Source organism: Mesorhizobium sp. CA14 (assembly GCF_020165195.1).
Taxonomy (GTDB): Bacteria; Pseudomonadota; Alphaproteobacteria; order Rhizobiales; family Rhizobiaceae; genus Mesorhizobium.
Genome location: NZ_JAIUHR010000026.1, coordinates 39,711 through 58,687, shown reverse-complemented (window position 1 = coordinate 58,687; position 18,977 = coordinate 39,711). Strand labels below are relative to the sequence as shown.

General features: G+C 64.6%; 16 protein-coding genes. 10 read left to right on the top strand and 6 right to left on the bottom strand.

Going from position 1 to position 18,977, the window contains the following annotated elements; genetic code table 11:
• The first annotated feature begins 22 nt into the window (after positions 1–22).
• The gene (greA, locus tag LB565_RS23150) at positions 23–505 is read left to right on the top strand and encodes a transcription elongation factor GreA (protein WP_224588149.1); all 483 of its coding nucleotides are present in this window, start codon (positions 23–25) and stop codon (positions 503–505) included.
• Here the strand turns inward: greA and LB565_RS23145 are convergent.
• The 3 genes from LB565_RS23145 to LB565_RS23135 all read right to left on the bottom strand — a co-directional run bounded on the left by LB565_RS23145 (position 502) and on the right by LB565_RS23135 (position 4,368).
• Positions 502–744, bottom strand: a complete 243-nt coding sequence (locus tag LB565_RS23145; protein ID WP_224588147.1) for an AbrB/MazE/SpoVT family DNA-binding domain-containing protein — start codon at positions 742–744, stop codon at positions 502–504. The genes greA and LB565_RS23145 overlap by 4 nt on opposite strands.
• 64 nt (positions 745–808) lie before the next feature.
• A complete protein-coding gene (gene scpA / locus LB565_RS23140; protein ID WP_224588145.1) occupies positions 809–2,929 on the bottom strand; it encodes a methylmalonyl-CoA mutase in 2,121 nt (706 codons plus the stop codon).
• The gene (locus LB565_RS23135) at positions 2,926–4,368 is read right to left on the bottom strand and encodes a methylmalonyl-CoA mutase subunit beta (RefSeq protein ID WP_224588143.1); all 1,443 of its coding nucleotides are present in this window, start codon (positions 4,366–4,368) and stop codon (positions 2,926–2,928) included. The genes scpA and LB565_RS23135 overlap by 4 nt, the downstream gene beginning before the upstream one ends.
• Before the next feature lie 247 nt (positions 4,369–4,615).
• On the opposite strand from LB565_RS23135, the gene LB565_RS23130 reads away from it, so the two are divergent.
• From LB565_RS23130 to LB565_RS23100, 7 genes are all read left to right on the top strand, one after another.
• On the top strand, positions 4,616–6,139 hold the full coding sequence (locus tag LB565_RS23130) for a helicase HerA-like C-terminal domain-containing protein (RefSeq protein WP_224588142.1): 1,524 nt from the start codon (positions 4,616–4,618) through the stop codon (positions 6,137–6,139).
• Between the two features lie 512 nt (positions 6,140–6,651).
• Positions 6,652–6,957 (top strand): AraC family transcriptional regulator, encoded by a 306-nt coding sequence (locus LB565_RS23125; RefSeq protein WP_224588140.1) that lies wholly within the window; start codon positions 6,652–6,654, stop codon positions 6,955–6,957.
• A 191-nt stretch (positions 6,958–7,148) separates the two neighbouring features.
• Positions 7,149–7,604 (top strand): hypothetical protein, encoded by a 456-nt coding sequence (locus LB565_RS23120; protein WP_224588138.1) that lies wholly within the window; start codon positions 7,149–7,151, stop codon positions 7,602–7,604.
• The gene (locus LB565_RS23115; protein WP_224588137.1) at positions 7,601–11,986 is read left to right on the top strand and encodes a YadA-like family protein; all 4,386 of its coding nucleotides are present in this window, start codon (positions 7,601–7,603) and stop codon (positions 11,984–11,986) included. The genes LB565_RS23120 and LB565_RS23115 overlap by 4 nt, the downstream gene beginning before the upstream one ends.
• 100 nt (positions 11,987–12,086) lie before the next feature.
• The gene (locus LB565_RS23110) at positions 12,087–12,626 is read left to right on the top strand and encodes an invasion associated locus B family protein (RefSeq protein WP_224588134.1); all 540 of its coding nucleotides are present in this window, start codon (positions 12,087–12,089) and stop codon (positions 12,624–12,626) included.
• A 12-nt stretch (positions 12,627–12,638) separates the two neighbouring features.
• Positions 12,639–13,358: a hypothetical protein gene (locus tag LB565_RS23105; RefSeq protein ID WP_224588132.1), complete on the top strand. Its 720-nt coding sequence runs from the start codon at positions 12,639–12,641 to the stop codon at positions 13,356–13,358.
• A 49-nt stretch (positions 13,359–13,407) separates the two neighbouring features.
• The gene (locus LB565_RS23100; RefSeq protein WP_224588129.1) at positions 13,408–13,884 is read left to right on the top strand and encodes a DUF4189 domain-containing protein; all 477 of its coding nucleotides are present in this window, start codon (positions 13,408–13,410) and stop codon (positions 13,882–13,884) included.
• Positions 13,885–13,933: 49 nt separating this feature from the next.
• Here LB565_RS23100 and LB565_RS23095 read toward each other — a convergent pair whose 3' ends face one another.
• Complete coding sequence (locus LB565_RS23095; RefSeq protein WP_224588128.1) at positions 13,934–14,557, bottom strand: FMN-binding negative transcriptional regulator; 624 nt, start codon at positions 14,555–14,557, stop codon at positions 13,934–13,936.
• A gap of 86 nt (positions 14,558–14,643) precedes the next feature.
• On the opposite strand from LB565_RS23095, the gene LB565_RS23090 reads away from it, so the two are divergent.
• Positions 14,644–16,059: a PLP-dependent aminotransferase family protein gene (locus LB565_RS23090; RefSeq protein ID WP_224588228.1), complete on the top strand. Its 1,416-nt coding sequence runs from the start codon at positions 14,644–14,646 to the stop codon at positions 16,057–16,059.
• Between the two features lie 12 nt (positions 16,060–16,071).
• Here LB565_RS23090 and LB565_RS23085 read toward each other — a convergent pair whose 3' ends face one another.
• Together LB565_RS23085 and LB565_RS23080 are read right to left on the bottom strand one after the other, a co-directional pair.
• Positions 16,072–16,893, bottom strand: coding sequence for a L,D-transpeptidase (locus tag LB565_RS23085; RefSeq protein ID WP_224588126.1), 822 nt, complete (start codon positions 16,891–16,893; stop codon positions 16,072–16,074).
• Positions 16,894–17,065: 172 nt separating this feature from the next.
• Positions 17,066–17,728 carry a haloacid dehalogenase type II gene (locus tag LB565_RS23080; RefSeq protein WP_224588123.1) on the bottom strand — a complete coding sequence of 221 codons (663 nt, stop codon included), beginning with the start codon at positions 17,726–17,728 and terminating at the stop codon, positions 17,066–17,068.
• 254 nt (positions 17,729–17,982) lie between these two features.
• Here LB565_RS23080 and LB565_RS23075 point away from each other — a divergent pair, with 254 nt between their 5' ends.
• Entirely contained in the window at positions 17,983–18,861 is an 879-nt protein-coding gene (locus LB565_RS23075) for a branched-chain amino acid aminotransferase (RefSeq protein WP_224588121.1), read from the top strand.
• Positions 18,862–18,977: the final 116 nt, after the last annotated feature.

The following is an 18,977-nucleotide window of genomic DNA, read 5'->3' as shown; positions in this document are numbered from 1 at the left end:
TCGCCAAGCCTAAGTTCACCGGATGAGCAGAGCTTTCACACGCGAAGAAGACAGCGAAAACGCCATTGCCGGCGTCGGCGAGCGGCCGGTCAGCGCGCACCGCAACCTTGTGACGGAGCGCGGCCTGGCGATGATCGAGGACAATCTCGCCGAGTTGCGCGACCTGATGGCCAAGGCTGAAAGGCGCGGCGACCGCGAACGCCTCGCTGTCGTGTCGCGCGATTTGCGCTACTGGACCGCGCGGCGCGAAAGCGCGGAGCTTTCCGTGCCGGAGCCGGGCAGCGACGTGGTGCGCTTCGGCATGGGAGTTACCCTGGAAAGCGACGACGGCAAGAAGGTGCATTGGCGCATCGTCGGAGAGGACGAGGCCGATCCATCGAAGGGCAGCATTTCCCATGTCTCGCCGATGGCCGTGGCGCTGTTCGGCAAGAAGGTCGGCGAGGTCGTCAGCGTGAACGGCAAGGAATGGGAAATCGTCAAGCTCTCGGACAAGTCCGAGAATTAGCAGCCAAGCCTACTTGCCAGCTGCTGTAACCCAGCTTCGTATTTGTCCATGACATCGCGAGCAGCGTTCATTTGCCGTTTGTAGTTGTCGTGGCGGATTGGCCTTAGAATGACGCCGTCGTCGGTCTCGACGATCTGGAGCTCATCGCCGACCTGAAGGTTCAAGCTGTCAAGCATTTCGCGTGGCAGTAGCAAGGCCCCAGATCCGTCCTCAAGCCTGTGGATGGTTGTCTTGAACATCGTCGCGCCATGGTTGTATCTACTTCCATAGAACAACCTTTTGGCCAAATCGGCAAGCCCTTGCTCAATCAGCCAGCAACTGATCCATCAGCCGGTTGGCCGCTTCCGGGATGACGGTTCCCGGCGGGAAGATCTCCGCCGCGCCTGCCGCCAGCACCGCGTCATAATCCTGCGGCGGGATGACGCCGCCGGCGACGATCAGCATGTCGCCATGGCCGAGTTTCTTCAGCGCTTCCTTGAGCTCGGGTATCAGGGTCAGGTGCCCGGCGGCTAAGGAGGAGGCGCCGATAATGTCGACGTCGTGCTGCACCGCGAGCTTGGCGATCTCGTCCGGCGTCTGGAACATCGGCCCGACGGTCACGTCGAAGCCCAGATCGGCGAATGCGCTGGCGATCACCTTCTGGCCGCGGTCATGGCCGTCCTGGCCCATCTTGGCGACCAGGATGCGCGGCTTGCCGCCGGCTCTCTTCTCAAATGCCTGGATCTTCTCCTGCAGCGGGTCGAGCGCCGGGTTGTCGCCGAGCGCGTCGCGATATACGCCGGAGATCGTCTGCACCGCGGCCGTATGGCGGCCGAACACTTTTTCCAGCGCCAGCGAAATCTCGCCGACCGTGGCGTTGGCGCGCGCGGCGCGGATCGCGAATTCGAGCAGGTTCTCGTCGCCTTCGGCCGCGCGGGAAAGGGCGGCAAGCGCATCCTCCAGCGCTGCCACGTCGCGGGTGCCTTTGAGCCGCTGCAGCTTCGCCAATTGCCTGGCCTTCACCTCGGCATTGTCGATCTTCAGCACATCGACTTCGATATCCGTCTGCGGCCGGTGCGCGTTGACGCCGACCAGCACCTGCTCGCCGGAATCGATGCGCGCCTGGGTGCGGGCGGCGGCTTCCTCGATGCGCAGCTTCGGAATGCCTTTCTCGATCGCCGCCGCCATGCCGCCGAGGTTTTCGACCTCCTCGATATGGGCGAGCGCGCGCTCTGCCAGATCATGCGTCAGCCGCTCGACATAGGCCGAGCCGCCCCACGGATCGATCATGCGCGTGGTGCCGGATTCCTTTTGCAGGATGAGCTGCGTGTTACGGGCGATCCGTGCGGAATGGTCGGTCGGCAGCGCCATCGCTTCGTCGAAGGAATTGGTGTGCAGCGACTGGGTATGCCCCTGCGTCGCGGCCATCGCCTCCAGCATCGTGCGGGTGATGTTGTTGTATGGGTCCTGCGCCGTCAGCGACCAGCCCGAGGTCTGGCAATGGGTGCGCAGCGACAGCGAGCGCTCGTCCTTCGGCGCAAAATTCTTCTTCATCAGGTTCGACCACAGCAGCCGCGCGGCCCTGAGCTTGGCGATCTCCATGAAGAAGTTCATGCCGATCGCCCAGAAGAAGGAAAGCCGCGGCGCGAAGCGGTCGATGTCGAGACCGGCGGCGACGCCGGCGCGCGCATACTCGATGCCGTCGGCGATCGTATAGGCAAGCTCGAGGTCGGCCGTCGCACCGGCCTCCTGCATGTGGTAGCCGGAGATCGAGATCGAGTTGAACTTCGGCATATGCCTGGAGGTGTAGGCGAAGATGTCCGACACGATCCGCATCGAAGGTTTCGGCGGATAGATGTAGGTGTTGCGGACCATGAACTCTTTCAGAATGTCGTTCTGAATGGTCCCGGCCAGATCCTGCTGGGCAACGCCCTGTTCCTCCGCTGCAACGATGTACAGCGCCATGATCGGCAGCACGGCGCCGTTCATCGTCATCGACACCGTCATCTCGTTGAGCGGAATGCCGTCGAAAAGCTGGCGCATGTCGAGGATGGAATCGATCGCCACGCCCGCCATGCCGACATCGCCGGCGACGCGCGGATGATCGCTGTCATAGCCGCGATGCGTGGCGAGATCGAAGGCGACCGACAGGCCTTTCTGGCCGGCCGCGAGGTTGCGCCGGTAGAAGGCGTTGGATTCCTCGGCCGTCGAGAAGCCGGCATATTGCCGGATCGTCCAGGGCTGCTGGACATACATGGTCGGGTAGGGGCCGCGCATGAAGGGCGGCAGGCCCGGATAGGTGTCGAGATTGGCGAGACCCTTGAGGTCGCCTTGGTCGTAAAGATGCTTTACGGCGATGCCTTCCGGCGTCATCCGCTGGCCTTTGAGCTCGACCGGCGCGCGACGCGGCTCCGACCAGCCGATCCGGCTGAAATCCGGGATCATGATCCGGCTCCGATCGACTGATCGATGCGCACCGGAAACAGCGGCTCGCAGGTCGCAACGCCTTCGGTCAGGGCCGGGCGCCGCTCCTGCGGCAGTGTCTCGACCGGGCGCTCTGTGCCGGCGCGGTAAAGCGTCGTGCCGACAATGCCGCGTTCGCCCGACCGGTAGGCGCCGTTGCGCTTGGCGGCGGCCGTCTGGACGCGATTCTGGATATAGCCCTGCTGCAGGCTGGCGAGCACGCCGCCCTCGGCCTCGATGCGCTGGAATTCTTCCCAGGCCGCAGCGCAGAGATCGTTGGTCAGCGACTCCACCGCGCCCGAACCGCTGGCAGGATCGGCGACATAGCCGATATGGCTTTCTTCGGCCATGATGAGCTGCGCGTTGCGGGCGATGCGGCGGGCAAAGCCGGCCGGCAGCCCATGCGCGATGGTGTGCGGCAGGATCGAGATCGAATCGGCGCCGCCGGTTGCCGCCGCGAAAGCCGCGATCGCCGTGCGCAGGATGTTGGTCTCCGGGTCGGCCATCGTCATCATGCGATAGGAGGTCTCGGCATGGATGCTGGCGGTCGATGCCTGGATCGAGCAGGCTTCCTGGACGCGCGCCCAGAGCTTGCGCAACGCCCGCACCTTGGCCATCGACAGGAACTGGTCCTGGTCCACGCTGAGCGCGAAGCCGATATAGGGCGCCGCATAGACCAGCGGTTGGCGCGCCTTCTCGAACATTCTGAGATAGGACACGACCGATGCCATCATCGTGCCGAGCTCCTGCGCCTCGGTGGCGCCGGCATTGTGGAAGACGCGGCCGTCGGCCTCGAGCAGCACGCCCGGCACACCCATCGAGAAGAAATGCGCCAGCGACTGCGGCATCGATTCCTGCAGCGCCTCGATCGAGGTGCGCAGCCGCCCGGTCCCGGCGAAGATCGCCGCCGGATCGATGCCGAAGGAAAGGTTGAGCTTGGCCGGATCGGAGCGGCGGCGGCTGAGGAAAGCCAGCAGCCAGTCGGCCACGGCGCGGCTCCAGGGATGCGCGTCGATGCGCACCTGCACGCGGTTGAGCGGCACGCCGTCGAGCACTCTTTCCAAGGCTTCCGCGGTGCGCGGCAGGCCATAGCCGAAGGCATTCGGCGCACCCTCGAAGACAAGCGAAAGGCCGGTGGCGCCTTGGGCGATGTCTTCCAGGGCTTGCGCGCTGGCCCGGGCAACGTCCGGGTCGTCGACGCGCTGGCTGACGATCCAGGGCGCGGTCGGATTTGTGCGCGGCAATGGCTCGGCGGTCGTCGAGCGTCGGCTGAGCGGCTCGATGCGGATGCCGTCATCGGTGTGGGAGACGAGCTTTTCCTCGAAGGAACCACCGGCAAGGGCCTTTTCCGCCAGCGCCAGCCAACGCTTGGCGTCCGGGTTCGGAAGGTCGACATCCCTGGTCAAGGCGCCGGCGCCCATGGCTCTCCTCGCTTCTCGGCCGCATCAGCCGGTCCAACCAATCTAAGGTCAGGAACCGGATATCACAATGCGTCATCCGGCCGGTTCTCGCGGCCAGCCAATCGATTGCCAAACATGCGCAAAATCCGCAAGCGCCAAAGGCCAAATTCGATGCGCCCCAACTCGACACGGGGCATTGCCGCATGCAGCTGGCGTTACTATACGTCGGGGCGAGGCCCTTGAGCGAAATAGATTGCGGAGACCGGATATGGCTGACGAGACCAGCATCTTCATCGGCGCCAGCCGCAAGCCCGACGATTCCTATCAGCGCGCCGAAGAGCTGCTGCTGCGCTACGGCAACCGCCATGGCCTCGTCACCGGGGCCACGGGCACCGGCAAGACCGTCAGCCTGCAAATTCTGGCCGAAGGCTTTTCGAATGCCGGCGTGCCTGTCTTCTGCGCCGACATCAAGGGTGACCTTTCCGGTATAGCCATGATGGGCGAGGCCAAGGATTTCCTCGTCAAGCGCGCCGAGCAGATAAAGCTCGATCCCTACCAGTTCCAGGAATTTCCGGTCATCTTCTGGGACCTGTTCGGCGAGCAGGGCCATCCGATCCGCGCCACCATTTCCGAGATGGGGCCGCTGCTCTTGTCGCGGCTGATGAACCTCACCGAAGCGCAGGAAGGCGTCATGAACATCGCCTTCCGCATCGCCGACGAGGAAGGCCTGCTGCTGCTCGATCTCAAGGACCTGCAGGCGCTGCTCGCCAACATCGCCGAGCGCGCCGACGAACTCAGCGCACGCTACGGCAATGTCACTAAGCCTTCGGTCGGCGCTATCCAGCGCACGCTGCTCGTGCTGGAGAGCCAAGGTGCCGCGAACTTCTTCGGCGAGCCGGCGCTGCGCATCGCCGACATCATGCGCACCACGCGCGACGGGCGCGGCGCGATCAGCGTCCTGGCGGCCGACAAATTGATGATGAATCCCAGACTCTACGCCACCTTCCTGCTCTGGCTGATGTCGGAGCTGTTCGAGGAACTGCCCGAGGTCGGCGATCTCGACCGGCCGAAGCTGGTGTTCTTCTTCGACGAGGCGCATCTTTTGTTCGAGGACGCGCCGAAGGTGCTGATCGATCGCGTCGAGCAGGTGGTGCGGCTGATCCGCTCCAAGGGCGTCGGCGTCTATTTCGTCACCCAGAACCCGCTCGACATCCCGGAAAAGGTGCTGGCCCAGCTCGGCAACCGCGTTCAGCATGCGCTGCGCGCCTATACGCCGCGCGAGCAGCAGGCGGTGCGCACGGCCGCCGAAACCTTCCGGCCCAATCCCGATTTCGACTGCGCCACCGCCATCACCCAGCTTGCCACCGGCGAGGCGCTTGTCTCGATGCTGGAGGACAAGGGCGTGCCGGCCATGGTCCAGCGCACGCTGATCCGGCCGCCCTCATCGCGGCTCGGCCCGATCACGCCCGATGAGCGCCGCAAGATCATCGCCGAGAGCCCGGTCGCCGGCCAGTACGACGAAGTCGTCGATCGCGAATCGGCCTTCGAAATGCTGCAGAAAAAGGCCAAGGAGGCGCAGGACGCCGAGGCCCAGGCACAGCAGCAAAACAGCGGCGGTTCGCGCTGGACTATTCCGGGCTTCGACGATGTCCTGGGGACAGGCAACCGGCGGTCCTCAAACCGCCAGACCGTTGCCGAAGCCGCCATCAAGTCGGTGGTGCGCTCGGTCGGCTCGTCCGTCGGCCGCGCCATCGTGCGCGGGATTTTGGGAAGCCTGGCGCGAGGCCGCTGAAGCAAAGAGGCGGCACCGAGTTGAGCGCGACGCGAATCACGTCCCCGTAACCTTTGATATCGGGCGAGACCCGTTTGCCGTCGGGCGAATCCGTCACGGAGATGTGCCGCCCCGAAAGTCATTCTCGTTACCTCTCGACGATCAAATCTTACCCGTCGACGGGTGAGCCGCCTCAGTGGCGGCTAAAACTTTTCGCTACGGAACTTTTCCCGACGGAACCGCAATTTCATGAAATACCGGATGGGCCAAATCATGGCCTTTGACGTGCTGTTGCCGGGGGGCAAACTCGATAGCGCCGACAGCACGTGCGATCACGAATCATTGTGGCCAGGGAACCGAAAGCGCCCTCTAAGGTTGGGCCAAGACTGCGGAGGGCTGGGCATCAGGAGTCCAAGTTGCGGCGCGATGACGATCTGCAAGCTTGGTATTCGGAAATTCCTGCTGAAAAGCGGCCGCTGCTGAACGCGAAAGGCGGGCTGTCGATCGGCCATACTCGCCTCGTGGCGCAATTCTTGAGCGGGAACTTTTCGCGCAAGCTTTCACTCGCCGAGATGGCGGCTGTGTGCGGGCTGTCGCCCTACCATTTCGCCCGCGCTTTCTCCAAGACGTTCGGTGTGACGCCGCATCAATATGTTCTTGCCCTTCGCCTCGACTTTGCCGAGAAGCTGCTGGCCGAAAGGCGCATGTCGATCACGGACATCGCCTATCTGAGCGGCTTCTCGAGCCAGAGCCACCTCACCACCACGATGAAGAAATATCGCGACGTGACACCAATGCAGGTGCGAGAGAGGCTGGTTCGATCGTCGGCCGTCGAGTAAGAGAATGCTAATTTAGCGATATTTATTTATATGTCGGCTTATGAAAGGTATATCTAAAGTAATTTTGCGTTAACCTATGGAAGATCTACGGTGTATTTTCAGATAAACAGCAATTTGTTGGAATACGAACCCATGAAAACCTGTCTTTCTGCAGCAAATCCGGTATTCGGATTCTAGCTGGCCGAGGGGACATGAGCGACGACACGGCGGTTCGCCGGAGCCTTTCCGAGGAGATCGGTTACTGGCTGGAGTCGGCATCGAGGACGCTTGAGAAGCGCTATGGAGATGGCGTGCCCCTGGCCAAGCAGGACATGCTGCTGGCCCATTATCTCTACGGCCTGACCGCTGTCGTTCACGCGCATGACGCGCCTGCCGTGCATCTGGCGGCGGTGCGCTCCTATCTCGAGCGGCTGATCCCAACCGAGCGGGTTGCGGCGGCGCTCCAGGCTGTGCCCGAGGCGGGTGACGCCTGGCTTGAAAACACGCTCGATCGCGTCGAGGCGATTGGGGAAAAACAGGGCCATGCGCTGCTGGCGCGCGGCGCCGATGTGATCGTCCCATTTTCGAGCAGACACGCTTTGGCGGCAGGGTCGGCGGAACCTGCCGTGATCGAGCGCGACCCACCAAAGGAGGCATTCTCGCAATGAACTTCAGGCAAGAACGTACCACTCGGCGCGGGTCGGCCCGATTTGCTGGAAACTGGGTCTCCGGCGCCACCGACAGCCGCTCGCTCCGTCGTCGCCTGATGGCGGCGCTTCGCAATGCGCATCGCGTGCTCGGCATGCGGCGCAAGGGACATGGGCTCGGCATGCTCGGCGCCGGCGCAAGCCTTAGGTATGTTGCATCCGCCGCCGCTTTGTTCCTGTTCGCGGCGCCGGCACAAGCGCAATATGCCCAGGACGGCGGGTCCGCGACCGCTCCCGAGACCATAGCGATCGGAAATGGCTCAACCGCCAGCCTTAACTGGGCCATAGCGCTCGGCTACCAGGCTCAATCGACAGCGCAATACTCTGTCGCCATCGGCCGAACCGCTTCAGCCACGGGCCCCGGCGGCGCGGTGGCGCTGGGCTCCGGCACAATCTCGAACAACGTCAATACGGTAGCGATCGGCGTCAGCTCCAGTGCCACCGCCGCCGGTGCCAGCGCCTTGGGAACCTTCTCCGTTGCTTCGGGTGGCAACGCCACCGCCGTCGGCGTCAGTTCCTTGGCCAGCGGCGCCACCTCCTTCGCCGGCGGCTGGGGGACCCAAGCCACCGGGCAGCGCAGTACCGCGATTGGCACTTCATCGGTCGCGTCGGGAATAGACGCCTTTGCTCAAGGTACTTCCGCCACCGCAAGCAATCAGAATGCCATCGCGATCGGCTTCCAGTCGGTCGCTACACAGATCAACTCCATCAATATCGGCGGGCGCACTCTTGCGGGAGCGGGCGCTACTGCGCAGGGCGCCATCGCCCTTGGCACAGATGTGACGGCGTCCCAGCAAAACACCGTTGCCATAGGCATCCTGACCAAGGCAACGGGAACGAGCGCCACGGCGATGGGTAACACGGCCAGCGCCTGGGGCAACCAGTCCATCGCACTCGGCTTGGGAGCGCAGGCCGGCGTTCAGGCCAACACGGCGCTGCCTAACAGCATCGCGATCGGCACCAATTCGCTCTCTTCCGGTGCTTTCGCTGTCGCGATGGGCACTGCTTCAATTGCGAGCAACTCCGCCAGCACGGCCGTGGGCAACACTGCCGTAGCCAGCGGCCAAAACGCGTCCTCGTTCGGGTCTGGGGCGAATGCGGCGGGAGACAATTCTCTCGCCGCCGGCGTCAGCGCCAACGCTGGTGGGATCGGCAGTACCGCACTCGGCGGCGGAGCCAATGCGACGGGAGCGGAATCCGCTTCGATTGGTGCCGCCTCCAAAGCCACCGGTACCCGCGCGTTCGCGGGTGGCCGTTCGTCCACTGCCGGCGGTGACGATTCCATCGCCATCGGCACGTCAGCCGTCTCGACAGCGGCAGGCTCGACGGCAGTTGGAGCGGGCGCGGTGGCACAGGACGTAAACGCGGTCGCCATGGGCACCGCCGCCAGCGCGATCACCGCCGATTCCGTCGCGATCGGCACGGGCGCGGTGGCCGACGGCGGCAAGGCGGTCGCCATCGGCTACGGCAACGAAGCCTTTGGCAACGGCGCGGTCGCCATCGGCGATCCGAGCTATGCTAGCGGCGCCGGCGCCTTCACCGGCGGCGCCAACAACATCGCCAACAGCGACGGCACGGCAAGCGCCACCGCCGCCAACCAGGCCGCCGGCGCGGTGGCGATCGGCAACAACAACAAGGCGATCGGGCAAGGCTCGGTTGCGCTGGGCAACGGCTCCACCGCTGGTGCCGCCGGACTCGCCGGCAATATCGCGCTCGGCGACGGCGCGACCGCGGCGGCGAAATCCGGCGACGTCGCCCTGGGCTCCGGCTCGGTGACCGTCGCTGCCGTCGGCACCAGCGGCACGGCGATTGGCACCACGACCTACGCCTTCGCCGGCACGACGCCGACATCGACCGTCAGCATCGGCGCTCCGGGCGCGGAGCGGACCCTCACCAATCTCGCGGCGGGCCGGCTCAGCAATGCCTCGACCGACGCCATCAATGGCTCCCAGCTCTTCGCGACCAATCAGCAGGTGACACAGAACACCACCGATATCGCCAACATCGGAAATACGATCACCAACATCAACACCGGTGCCGGCATCAAGTATTTCCACGCCAATTCGACGCTGCCCGATTCCCAGGCTCTGGGGACGGATTCGGTCGCGATCGGCCCCAATGCTGTGGCCAACAATGCCGGCGATGTGGCAATCGGCCTGAACTCCGTATCCGGCACCACGACGGTGGTCGGCGGCACGACCATCGGTGGCGTGAATTACACCTTCGCCGGCGGAACCCCGGCCGGCGCGTTCTCGGTCGGCTCGGTGGGCGCGGAGCGCCAGATCCAGAACGTCGCGGCAGGGCGGTTGAGCAACTCCTCGACCGACGCCGTCAACGGCTCGCAGCTCTTCGCCACCAACCAGCAGGTGACGAAGAACACCACCGATATCGCCGCCAACACCGCCGACATCACCACTCTCGGCAACACGATCAACAACATCAACACCGGCGGCGGCATCAAATATTTCCACGCCAATTCGACGCTTGCCGATTCCCAGGCCCTGGGGACCGATTCCGTCGCGATTGGCCCGAATGCTGTCGCCAACAATGCCGGCGACGTGGCGATCGGCCTGAATTCGGTTTCCGGAACCACGACCAATGTCGGCGGCACGACGATCGGCGGCGTCAACTACACCTTTGCCGGCGGAACGCCGGCCGGCGCATTCTCGGTCGGTTCGGTGGGCGCGGAGCGCCAGATCCAGAACGTCGCGGCCGGGCGGTTGAGCAACTCCTCGACCGATGCCGTCAACGGCTCGCAGCTCTTCGCCACCAACCAGCAGGTGACGCAGAACACCACCGACATCGCCGCCAACACCGCCGATATCACCACGCTCGGCAACACGATCAACAATTTTGCCGGCGACACCTCGACTGCATACACTGACGCCAATGGCGACGGCATCCGCTACGTCCGTACCAACGACACCACGCTGCCGGTCACCGACGCCTTCGCGCAAGGGGTTGGCTCCTCGGCGCTCGGTTACCAGGCGACGGCATCCGCCGCCAATTCGCTGGCTCTCGGCCGCGGCACAGCGGTCACCATCGCTGACGGCGTGGCGCTTGGCTCCGGCTCGGTCTCGGACCGTGCGGTCGCGCCCGTGTCGGGATCGATCCTCTCTGGCACCGGCCTCATTCCCTACAACACCGCGGACATGACCCTACTCGGCGCCGTCTCGGTGGGTACCTCCACCGCTTATCGCCAGATCATCAACGTGGCCGACGGCACTCAGGACCAGGACGCGGTCACGCTCCGTCAGTTGAAGGGCGCGCTGAGCTCCTTCGCGGTGACGGGGACCATGTACTTCCACGCCAATTCGTCCGCCCCGGACTCGTTGGCTGTCGGCGCCGAGTCGGTCGCGATCGGTCCGCGCACCACCGTCAACGGTGACAACGGCATTGGCATGGGCAACGGCGCCATCGTCCAGCAGACGGCACCGGGCGGTATCGCGATCGGCCAGAACGCGACCTCCAATCAGGCCGATAGCATCGCCTTCGGCACCAACTCGACCGCCAACGGCGCCCAGTCAATGGCGCTCGGCGCCGGCGCAACGGCTAACGAACCGGGCAGCGTCGCTCTCGGCGCCGGGTCGACGACCGCCGCGGCGGTCGCCACCACCGGCACCACGATCAACGGCGTCAACTACACTTTCGCCGGAACCGCTCCGACGAGCACGGTGAGCGTGGGCGACGTCGGTAAGGAGCGCACCGTCACCAATGTGGCAGCGGGCCGGATCAGCCAGACTTCGACCGACGCCATCAACGGCAGCCAGCTCTACGCGACCAATCAGGCTGTCGAAGCAGTGCAGGGAAGTGTCGGCAATCTGAATGAGTTCGCCGTCCAGTATGACAAGAACCCGGACGGCACCAAGTCCAATTCGCTGACGCTTGTCGGCGGCGACGTGAATGCGCCCGTCGTCATCCACAATGTCGGCGCCGGTACCGCCGACACCGATGCAGTCAACGTGCTACAGTTCAACAACGGGCTGGCGACAACGTTCGACAACTCCAAGGCCTACACCAACCAGGTGGCCGCCACCACGCTGCAGCAGGCCAATGCCTATACCGACTCCAAGCTCAGCCAGCTCAACATGGATATGGGCGAGGCGCGGGGCGAGGCGCGTCAGGCCGCCGCGATCGGCCTTGCGGCCGCCTCGCTGCGCTATGACGACCGTCCGGGCAAGCTGAGCGTGGCGGCCGGCGGCGGCTACTGGCGTGGCGAAGGCGCCGTCGCGTTCGGCGCCGGTTACACCAGCGAAGATGGCAGAGCCCGGGCAAACATATCCGGCACGACGGCGGGTGGACACTGGGGTGTCGGCGCGGGTGTCAGCTTTACCCTGAACTAGAGCGTGATCACGAAAAGTGCGTAGCGGTTCTGCGAATGATCATGCTCAGGCAAGGAGCCCGTCCTCGGCCGGGCGAACCGTCTCTGCCGTGGCGCTTTGCATGGCTTGCCTGCTCCTGTCCGGTCCGCGCGCGGTCGGGCAGGAGGCGGCCCGGCCCGCCTATCGGATAAAGCCTTCCGACGTCGCGGTGCCCGCGGGCGTGAAGCTTGGCGACTATCAGCGCACCACCCGTCCGTTCGAGAACTGGACGCTGATCTGCGACGAGAACCTGCAGGCCAGGAAGAAGGTGTGCAACATCAGCCAGTCCTTCGTCGATCAGGGCCAGGCGCTGGTCTTCAGCTGGTCGCTCGCGGCCGACGAGAAAGGCAAACCCTTCATGATATTGCGAACCCCGAGCGCGGCAGGTGAGGGCAGCAAGCTTTCGCTGAGACTTGCCGGCCGCAAACAGCCGGTCGACGTTCAACTGCAGGGTTGCGATGCGTCGGTCTGCGTCGGCTATATGCCCGTCGGCCCGGTGCTTCGCGAGCAAATCGGCAAAGAGACCACGGTCCAGGTTTCCTATTCCCTGCCGTCGGGAGCGACCGTCAGCCTCGATGCCCCGTTCAAGGGACTCAAGACCGCGCTGTCGGCCATCAACTAGAAAGACTTTGAGATGACACGCCAATCCATCGAGGACAGAATCCTGACGCAGCCGGTCGCGCTGCCGGAGCCGCCGGCGAGTCCGCCGCCACAGCGTTCGCCAGGCCGGCGCCTGGTGCGAAACACGGCGCTGCTCGGCGCGTTCGCGGTCTTGGTCGCGGCGGCGGTGGTCCTGTCGTTCCGCCTCTATCCCGCGCTTGGAACATTCGTCGCGGGCACGGCCTCCGCGCAGGCGCAGGCGCCCATGCAGGGCAAGCCGGCAGAAGCCTTGCCCGCGACGGCCGACGCCTCGGCAAACAAGAATCCCTTTCAGGCGCATGTCGCGCAGGCAGGCGTCCGCACCTGCGCCAATCTCTTTGCCACGATGGGGCAGGCTCTGACTGCCGGGTCGACCTATGCGATCCAGACGCAATGGGACAACACTTCGCCCGACACCCACGCCGTGCAGGCCGTCGCCGGGATGAGCTATAACCTGCCGAACTACAAGACACAGGCCGCGGGCGTCGTTTTTGCCTCGCCTCTCGGCCAGAGCTGCGAGGGCGGCTTCGTGCGCGTGGCGCCGTTCCCTCGCTCTTGCCAGGAAGTCGCCGGGACGCTTCCGAAGGGCAGCCTGCTGGCGGACAATCTTTCGAACTCGATGCTTTTCAACCTGGCCGACAATGCCGGCCAGGCGCTGCTGGTCCCGACCGGCAATACTTGCATCGTCGTCTCGGTCGCGCGCATGGGCGGCTAGAGCCGGGCATGACGGTCGACTGGTGAATAGCTGCAACTGGAGCACGAAGATGCTGATCAATCCCCGCCTTTCGATCCCGCTGCTTGCGGCGCTCGCCGGGCTTACGATTGCGAGCAACGCCGCTGACCTGGTCGCCCCGTCACCGCCAGCGTCGGCGAGCGAGGAAAAGGGCATCTGGGGCGCGATCGCCTATTCGCCGGGCGACGGCCGTCACGGCTTCTTCTGGGGCGCCGACAAACGGCAAGAGGCGGAAGACATCGCGCTCAAGCACTGCGAGAACGCGGACGGCAAGGGCTGCCGGGTGGTCGAGGTGTTCCGCAACCATCGCCATTGGGACGATGATGACGGCACCGGCTTTCCCTACGAGCACTGCGCGGCGCTCTCGGTCGGCAAGAGCCGTGGCGCGGCGACGCCATTCTGGGGTGCAGCGTCGGCCACGACCCGCCGCGAAGCCGAGGACAAGGCGACAGCCCAGTGCGGAGGCGAGAACAAGGAATGCAAGATCCGCGAGTGGGTCTGCACCTGACTTGATGCGGAACTCAAGCAGCCGCGGCGGTTGGCCGACGTCGCGCCTTTCACACTGGAATGAGCGGCGCGACCTCGCGGTCCGACGGACTGTCGCTCGATGACAGGCCGGATATAACACCGGCGCGATCGGCGGCGTTGCGGTTCTGGCTCATCTTGCGCTTGCCCTCGAGCCGCGTGATCGGCATGCGCAGGCCGACAATCCCCTTGAGCTGCGACTGAACGAAATCCGCCGGCGCGTCCGATACGGCCCAGGGTGCGGTGCGCCCGCCTTCATGCAGGTTGGTCAGCCGGGTCACGACCTCGAGCAGCCTGCCGGCGTCCTCGAAGAATTCGACAGGACCATGGGCATGGACGGCGACATAGTTCCAGGTCGGGACGACCTTTCCAGTCTCCTGCTTGGTCTGGTACCAGGTCGGCGTCACATAGGCGTCCGGCCCCATGAAGATCGCCAGGCCATCGCCCACCAGCGGCACGCGCCATTGCGGGTTTGCCTTTGCGACATGGCCGTAGATCACGCCATGCTCGCCCTCGTTCTCGTCGAGCAAAAGCGGCAACGGCGTCGCCAGCGGACCTTCCGCCGTGGCGGTGATCAGCGTCGCCAGACGCGCCGCGCGGATCGTGGCCATTAGGCTCTCTTGATCGTCGTCGCGGAAGGCAGGCGGGATGTACATGATGAAAACTCCTTGCGTTGCACAGCAAGATGCCGGAAAGCTGGCTTGCTTGGAATATCCAGTTTTGAAGGTTATTGGTGGTCCAGTTGGAGGATGGCGTCGCGCGCCGCATAATCGCGGCCATCAAGGAGCAGATCCACAGCGGCGCCTACAGGCCCGGCGACCGCTTGCCGTCGACGCGGGCCTTTGCCGCCGAATGGGGCGCGTCGCGGACCACGGTGACCGCGGCCTACAGCCAACTCGATGCCGAGGGCTACCTGATCATCCGGCAAGGGGCGCGCGCAATCGTTGCTCCGGGGCTGGAGAAGGCATCGGGCGAAGCGCCCGTCGCGGCCGCTTCGCCGCGGCACCTGTCGGCATTCGCGCGACGGTTGCTGACCCTGCCTCCGACGGCGTTGGCGCAGCCGGCCAAGATTGCGGATTTCCGCTATGGCGACCTGTCGGGAGCGGACTTTCCCGTGCTGGCCTGGCGGCGGGCGTCAAACAAGGCAATCGTCAATCGCGCCGCGCGGCTGCGCTATGGCGACCCGCAGGGGTCTTCCGGTCTGCGTAATGCGCTTCAAGCCTATCTCTGGCGGGCTCGCGGCATCAATTGCACGCCGGACCAGATCGTCGTCGTAAACGGCTCGCAGCAGGGGCTCGACCTCTGCGCGCGGCTGCTGCTCGATCCCGGCGATCCTTTTGTGATCGAGAACCCCGGCTATCTGCTGGCACGTCACGCCTTCGTGGCGGCGGGAGGCATTGCCGTGCCCGTTCCTGTCGATGCCGATGGGCTACGGACGGAAAAGCTGCCGCCGGCCCGTCTCGCCTATGTGACGCCTTCGCATCAGTTTCCGCTCGGCGGCGTGCTTTCGGCGACACGGCGGCGTTCGCTGCTGGCCTGGGCCGCCGGCACGGGGGCCTATGTCGTGGAGGACGATTATGACGGCGAATACCGTCACGACATCAGCCCCATTCCGCCGCTGCAGGCGCTGGACGCGGACACCGTCATCTATGTCGGCACGCTGTCCAAGACGCTCTCGCCGACCTTGAGGCTCGGCTATCTCGTCGTTCCCCTGAGCCTTCGCCGGGCATTCGGCGAGGCCAAGCGCCTGACCGACCGGCATGCTCCGATGCTGGAGCAGGACGTGTTGGCCGAGCTGCTGGCGAGCGGCGCCTACGAACGCCACGTGCGCAGCATCCGCAGGAAGAACGCCGAGCGCCGGGACATCCTGCTCAAGGCGTTGATTGATCGACTGGGGCCAAGGGTCACTGTCGCCGGAGCCGATACCGGCCTGCATGTCGTCGCCTGGATGAACGGCATCGATGCCGGACGCGAACCGGCGATCATCGCGGCGGCGCGCGCTGCCGGCATCGGCCTCTATCCGGTGTCGCCCCTTTACGATCCGGGCGGACCCAGGCCGGAAACGGCCGGCTTCATCCTGGGCTACGCCGGGCTCGACGCGGAGGCATTGCGACGCGGCGTCGCGGTGCTGGCCACGATTTTGGCCGAGCACCGCTGACCGATTACCGTCTTAGAAAATCTCGTTGGTGAGATTCTTGACCGGGCCGAGCAGGATCGAGCCCGTCGGCACACCGTTGTCGATCGGGATCGCCTTGCGCTCCGGCATGTTCTCTTCCGGCGCGCCGATATTGGCTGTCACGATGACCGGGGTCTTGGTCGGCACGCGGTCGTAGAGGTCGATGATGTCCTGGTTGATCAGCCGCACGCAGCCCGACGATACCGACTTGCCGATCGACCACCATTCGGGCGAGCCGTGCAAGCGATAGAGCGTGTCCTGGTTGCCCTGGAAGAGATAGAGCGCACGCGCCCCGAGCGGGTTCTTCAGGCCGCCCGGCATGCCGCCATTCTTGGCGCTGAATTGCGTCAGTTCCGGCTGGCGGGCGACCATCTCGTCCGGCGGCGTCCATTTCGGCCATTTCTGCTTCCACTGCACGACCGCGTCGCCCGACCATTCGAAGCCGGCGCGGCCGAGGCCGACGCCGTAGCGGATCGCCTGGCCGCCCTCGCGTACCAGATAGAGGAAGTGACCAGTGGTATCGACGACGATAGTGCCCGGGCGCTGTCCGGTCGGATCGGGAACGATCTGGCGCAAGAACTGGTGATCAATCTTGTTCACCGGAATGGCCGGCAGGTCAAAGCCATTGTCGGACATGGCGCCATACATCGTCGCGTAATCGCCGAGCGGCGGCTCGACATAGGTGGGCGGCGGCGGCTGGATGGGGGCAGGGGCCGGACCGGTGGTGGTGCAGGCGGAAACGGCGGCCGAAGCAGCGCCAAGGGCCGTGAGATTGAGAAAGCCACGGCGGCTGATGCGGAAGGAAGCGTCTGACATGGTTGCCTTTTCTAGGTCGTAATTCGCAAGAAAGCATGAATTCGCGGGCACGTCGCAGGCGGCATTCATAACAGTCGGCGGCGATAGGCGGTTCCAATTCTGGCCTGAGGGTGGACAGAAAAAGGCGAAGCTGTGACCGCGCCGCAGCTGTTGCGCTGCAGCAACAGAAGGCTCAGACGGCCGCCAGAAGACCTTCCAGGGATGGCAGGATCAGCCCCGGCGGAAAGTCGCGGTATTCGTCCGGCTGATTGGTCCGGTTGATCCAGACCGTACGGAAACCGAACTTTGCGGCGCCGGCTATGTCCCAGCGGTTCGACGACTGGAACGACACCGCGCCCGGATAGAGCCGCCAGCCGGTGACCACCATATCGTAGACCGAGGGGTCGGTCTTGAAGCGTTTGACCTGGTCGACCGAAAACACGTCGTCGAGGATCTGGTCGAGCGCCGCGGATTTGACCGCAGCGTCGAGCATTTCCGGCGAGCCGTTGGAGAGGATCGCAAGCTTCGCGCCCGACGCTTTGAGCGCCTTCAGCACGGCAGGCACCTCCGGGTAGCAATCGAGCCGCCAGTAAGCCTCGAGCAATTTCGGCCGCAGCGCCGGATCGGCCGAGGGCACCTTGCGCAAAGCGAAATCCAGCGCCTGCTCGGTCAGTTGCCAGAAGTCGGCGTATGCGCCCATCAGGGTCCGTACCCAGGAATATTCGAGCTGCTTGGCGCGCCAGATTTCGGAGAGCAGCTGGCCGTCCGGGCCGATCTCGCCGGCATGGCGGCGCACGGCGGCGTGCACGTCGAACAACGTGCCATAGGCGTCGAAGACATAGGCCGCATGATGCATGACAAGAGTTTTGAGGCGGGGATGCGTCCCGCGCAAGCGCTGATTGCGCTTTAATGCATATCTCCCAAAAGTGTGTCGCAGTTTTAGGAAACCGGCATGCATCAAACATAAGACTTAACAGGGCGTTGCACGATCCGTTCGCGCGACGCCCTGCAAGTGCCGCTGGCCTCAACGATTTTCGGCCATGTTGGTTGACGCCAACCGTCAAAGCATCGTCCAATGACGGCCTGAAATCACTCATATGGACGGCGAGCATGACACTGGCGGCAGCGGCGCAAACCGCGACTTGGACCTATGTGGACGGCGACTGGTATGAAGGCAATGTCGCGATACTGGGGCCGCGCAGCCATGCCATGTGGCTTGGCACCAGCGTCTTCGACGGCGGCCGCTGGTTCGAAGGCGTCGCGCCCGACCTCGAGTTGCACTCCGCTCGCGTCAACGCTTCCGCGATCGCGCTTGGCCTGAAGCCTTCGATGACGACGGAAGAGATCGTCGGCCTGACTTGGGACGGTTTGAAGAAATTCGACGGCAAGACGGCGGTCTATATCAGGCCGATGTATTGGGCCGAGCATGGCGGCTATATGGGCGTTCCGGCCGACCCGGACTCGACCCGCTTCTGCCTCTGCCTCTATGAATCGCCGATGATCCCGCCTTCCGGCTTTTCGGTAGGCGTCTCGCCGTTCCGGCGCCCGACCATCGAGACCATGCCCACCAACGCCAAGGCGGGCTGCCTCTACCCCAACAATGGCCGCGCCATCCTGGAGGCCAAGAACCGCGGCTTCGACAACGCGCTGGTGCTCGACATGCTGGGCAATGTCGCCGAGACCGGAACCTCCAACATCTTCCTGGTCAAGGACGGTCATGTGATGACGCCGGCGCCGAACGGCACGTTCCTGTCGGGTATCACCCGCTCGCGTACCATCAACCTGCTCGGCGACTACGGCTTCAGGACCACCGAGAAGACGCTGTCGGTTCACGATTTCCTCGAAGCCGACGAGATCTTCTCGACCGGCAACCACTCCAAGGTCGTGCCGGTCACTTGCATCGAGAACCGCGATCTGCAGCCCGGACCCGTGGCCAAGAAGGCGCGCGAGCTCTATTGGGAGTGGGCGCATTCGACGTCCGCCGCCTGAGCCGCGGGAGCGGCTCACCGTTTCGTTGAAATAGCGAACCGCTCCATCTTTCTTGTTTGCGCAATTGCGGGCGGAAAACCGTTTCACACTTTCCCCGGAATTGCTCTAAAAAGTCG

What these genes read in the sequence shown, in the direction of transcription:
- LB565_RS23075 (WP_224588121.1), top strand. Translation starts at nt 17,983, where the DNA reads ATGACACTGGCGGCAGCGGCGCAAACCGCGACTTGGACCTATGTGGAC.
- LB565_RS23080 (WP_224588123.1), bottom strand. Translation starts at nt 17,728, where the DNA reads ATGCATCATGCGGCCTATGTCTTCGACGCCTATGGCACGTTGTTCGAC.
- LB565_RS23145 (WP_224588147.1), bottom strand. Translation starts at nt 744, where the DNA reads ATGTTCAAGACAACCATCCACAGGCTTGAGGACGGATCTGGGGCCTTG.
- LB565_RS23085 (WP_224588126.1), bottom strand. Translation starts at nt 16,893, where the DNA reads ATGTCAGACGCTTCCTTCCGCATCAGCCGCCGTGGCTTTCTCAATCTC.
- scpA (WP_224588145.1), bottom strand. Translation starts at nt 2,929, where the DNA reads ATGATCCCGGATTTCAGCCGGATCGGCTGGTCGGAGCCGCGTCGCGCG.
- LB565_RS23110 (WP_224588134.1), top strand. Translation starts at nt 12,087, where the DNA reads ATGGCTTGCCTGCTCCTGTCCGGTCCGCGCGCGGTCGGGCAGGAGGCG.
- LB565_RS23120 (WP_224588138.1), top strand. Translation starts at nt 7,149, where the DNA reads ATGAGCGACGACACGGCGGTTCGCCGGAGCCTTTCCGAGGAGATCGGT.
- LB565_RS23100 (WP_224588129.1), top strand. Translation starts at nt 13,408, where the DNA reads ATGCTGATCAATCCCCGCCTTTCGATCCCGCTGCTTGCGGCGCTCGCC.
- LB565_RS23135 (WP_224588143.1), bottom strand. Translation starts at nt 4,368, where the DNA reads ATGGGCGCCGGCGCCTTGACCAGGGATGTCGACCTTCCGAACCCGGAC.
- LB565_RS23105 (WP_224588132.1), top strand. Translation starts at nt 12,639, where the DNA reads ATGACACGCCAATCCATCGAGGACAGAATCCTGACGCAGCCGGTCGCG.
- LB565_RS23095 (WP_224588128.1), bottom strand. Translation starts at nt 14,557, where the DNA reads ATGTACATCCCGCCTGCCTTCCGCGACGACGATCAAGAGAGCCTAATG.
- greA (WP_224588149.1), top strand. Translation starts at nt 23, where the DNA reads ATGAGCAGAGCTTTCACACGCGAAGAAGACAGCGAAAACGCCATTGCC.
- LB565_RS23130 (WP_224588142.1), top strand. Translation starts at nt 4,616, where the DNA reads ATGGCTGACGAGACCAGCATCTTCATCGGCGCCAGCCGCAAGCCCGAC.
- LB565_RS23115 (WP_224588137.1), top strand. Translation starts at nt 7,601, where the DNA reads ATGAACTTCAGGCAAGAACGTACCACTCGGCGCGGGTCGGCCCGATTT.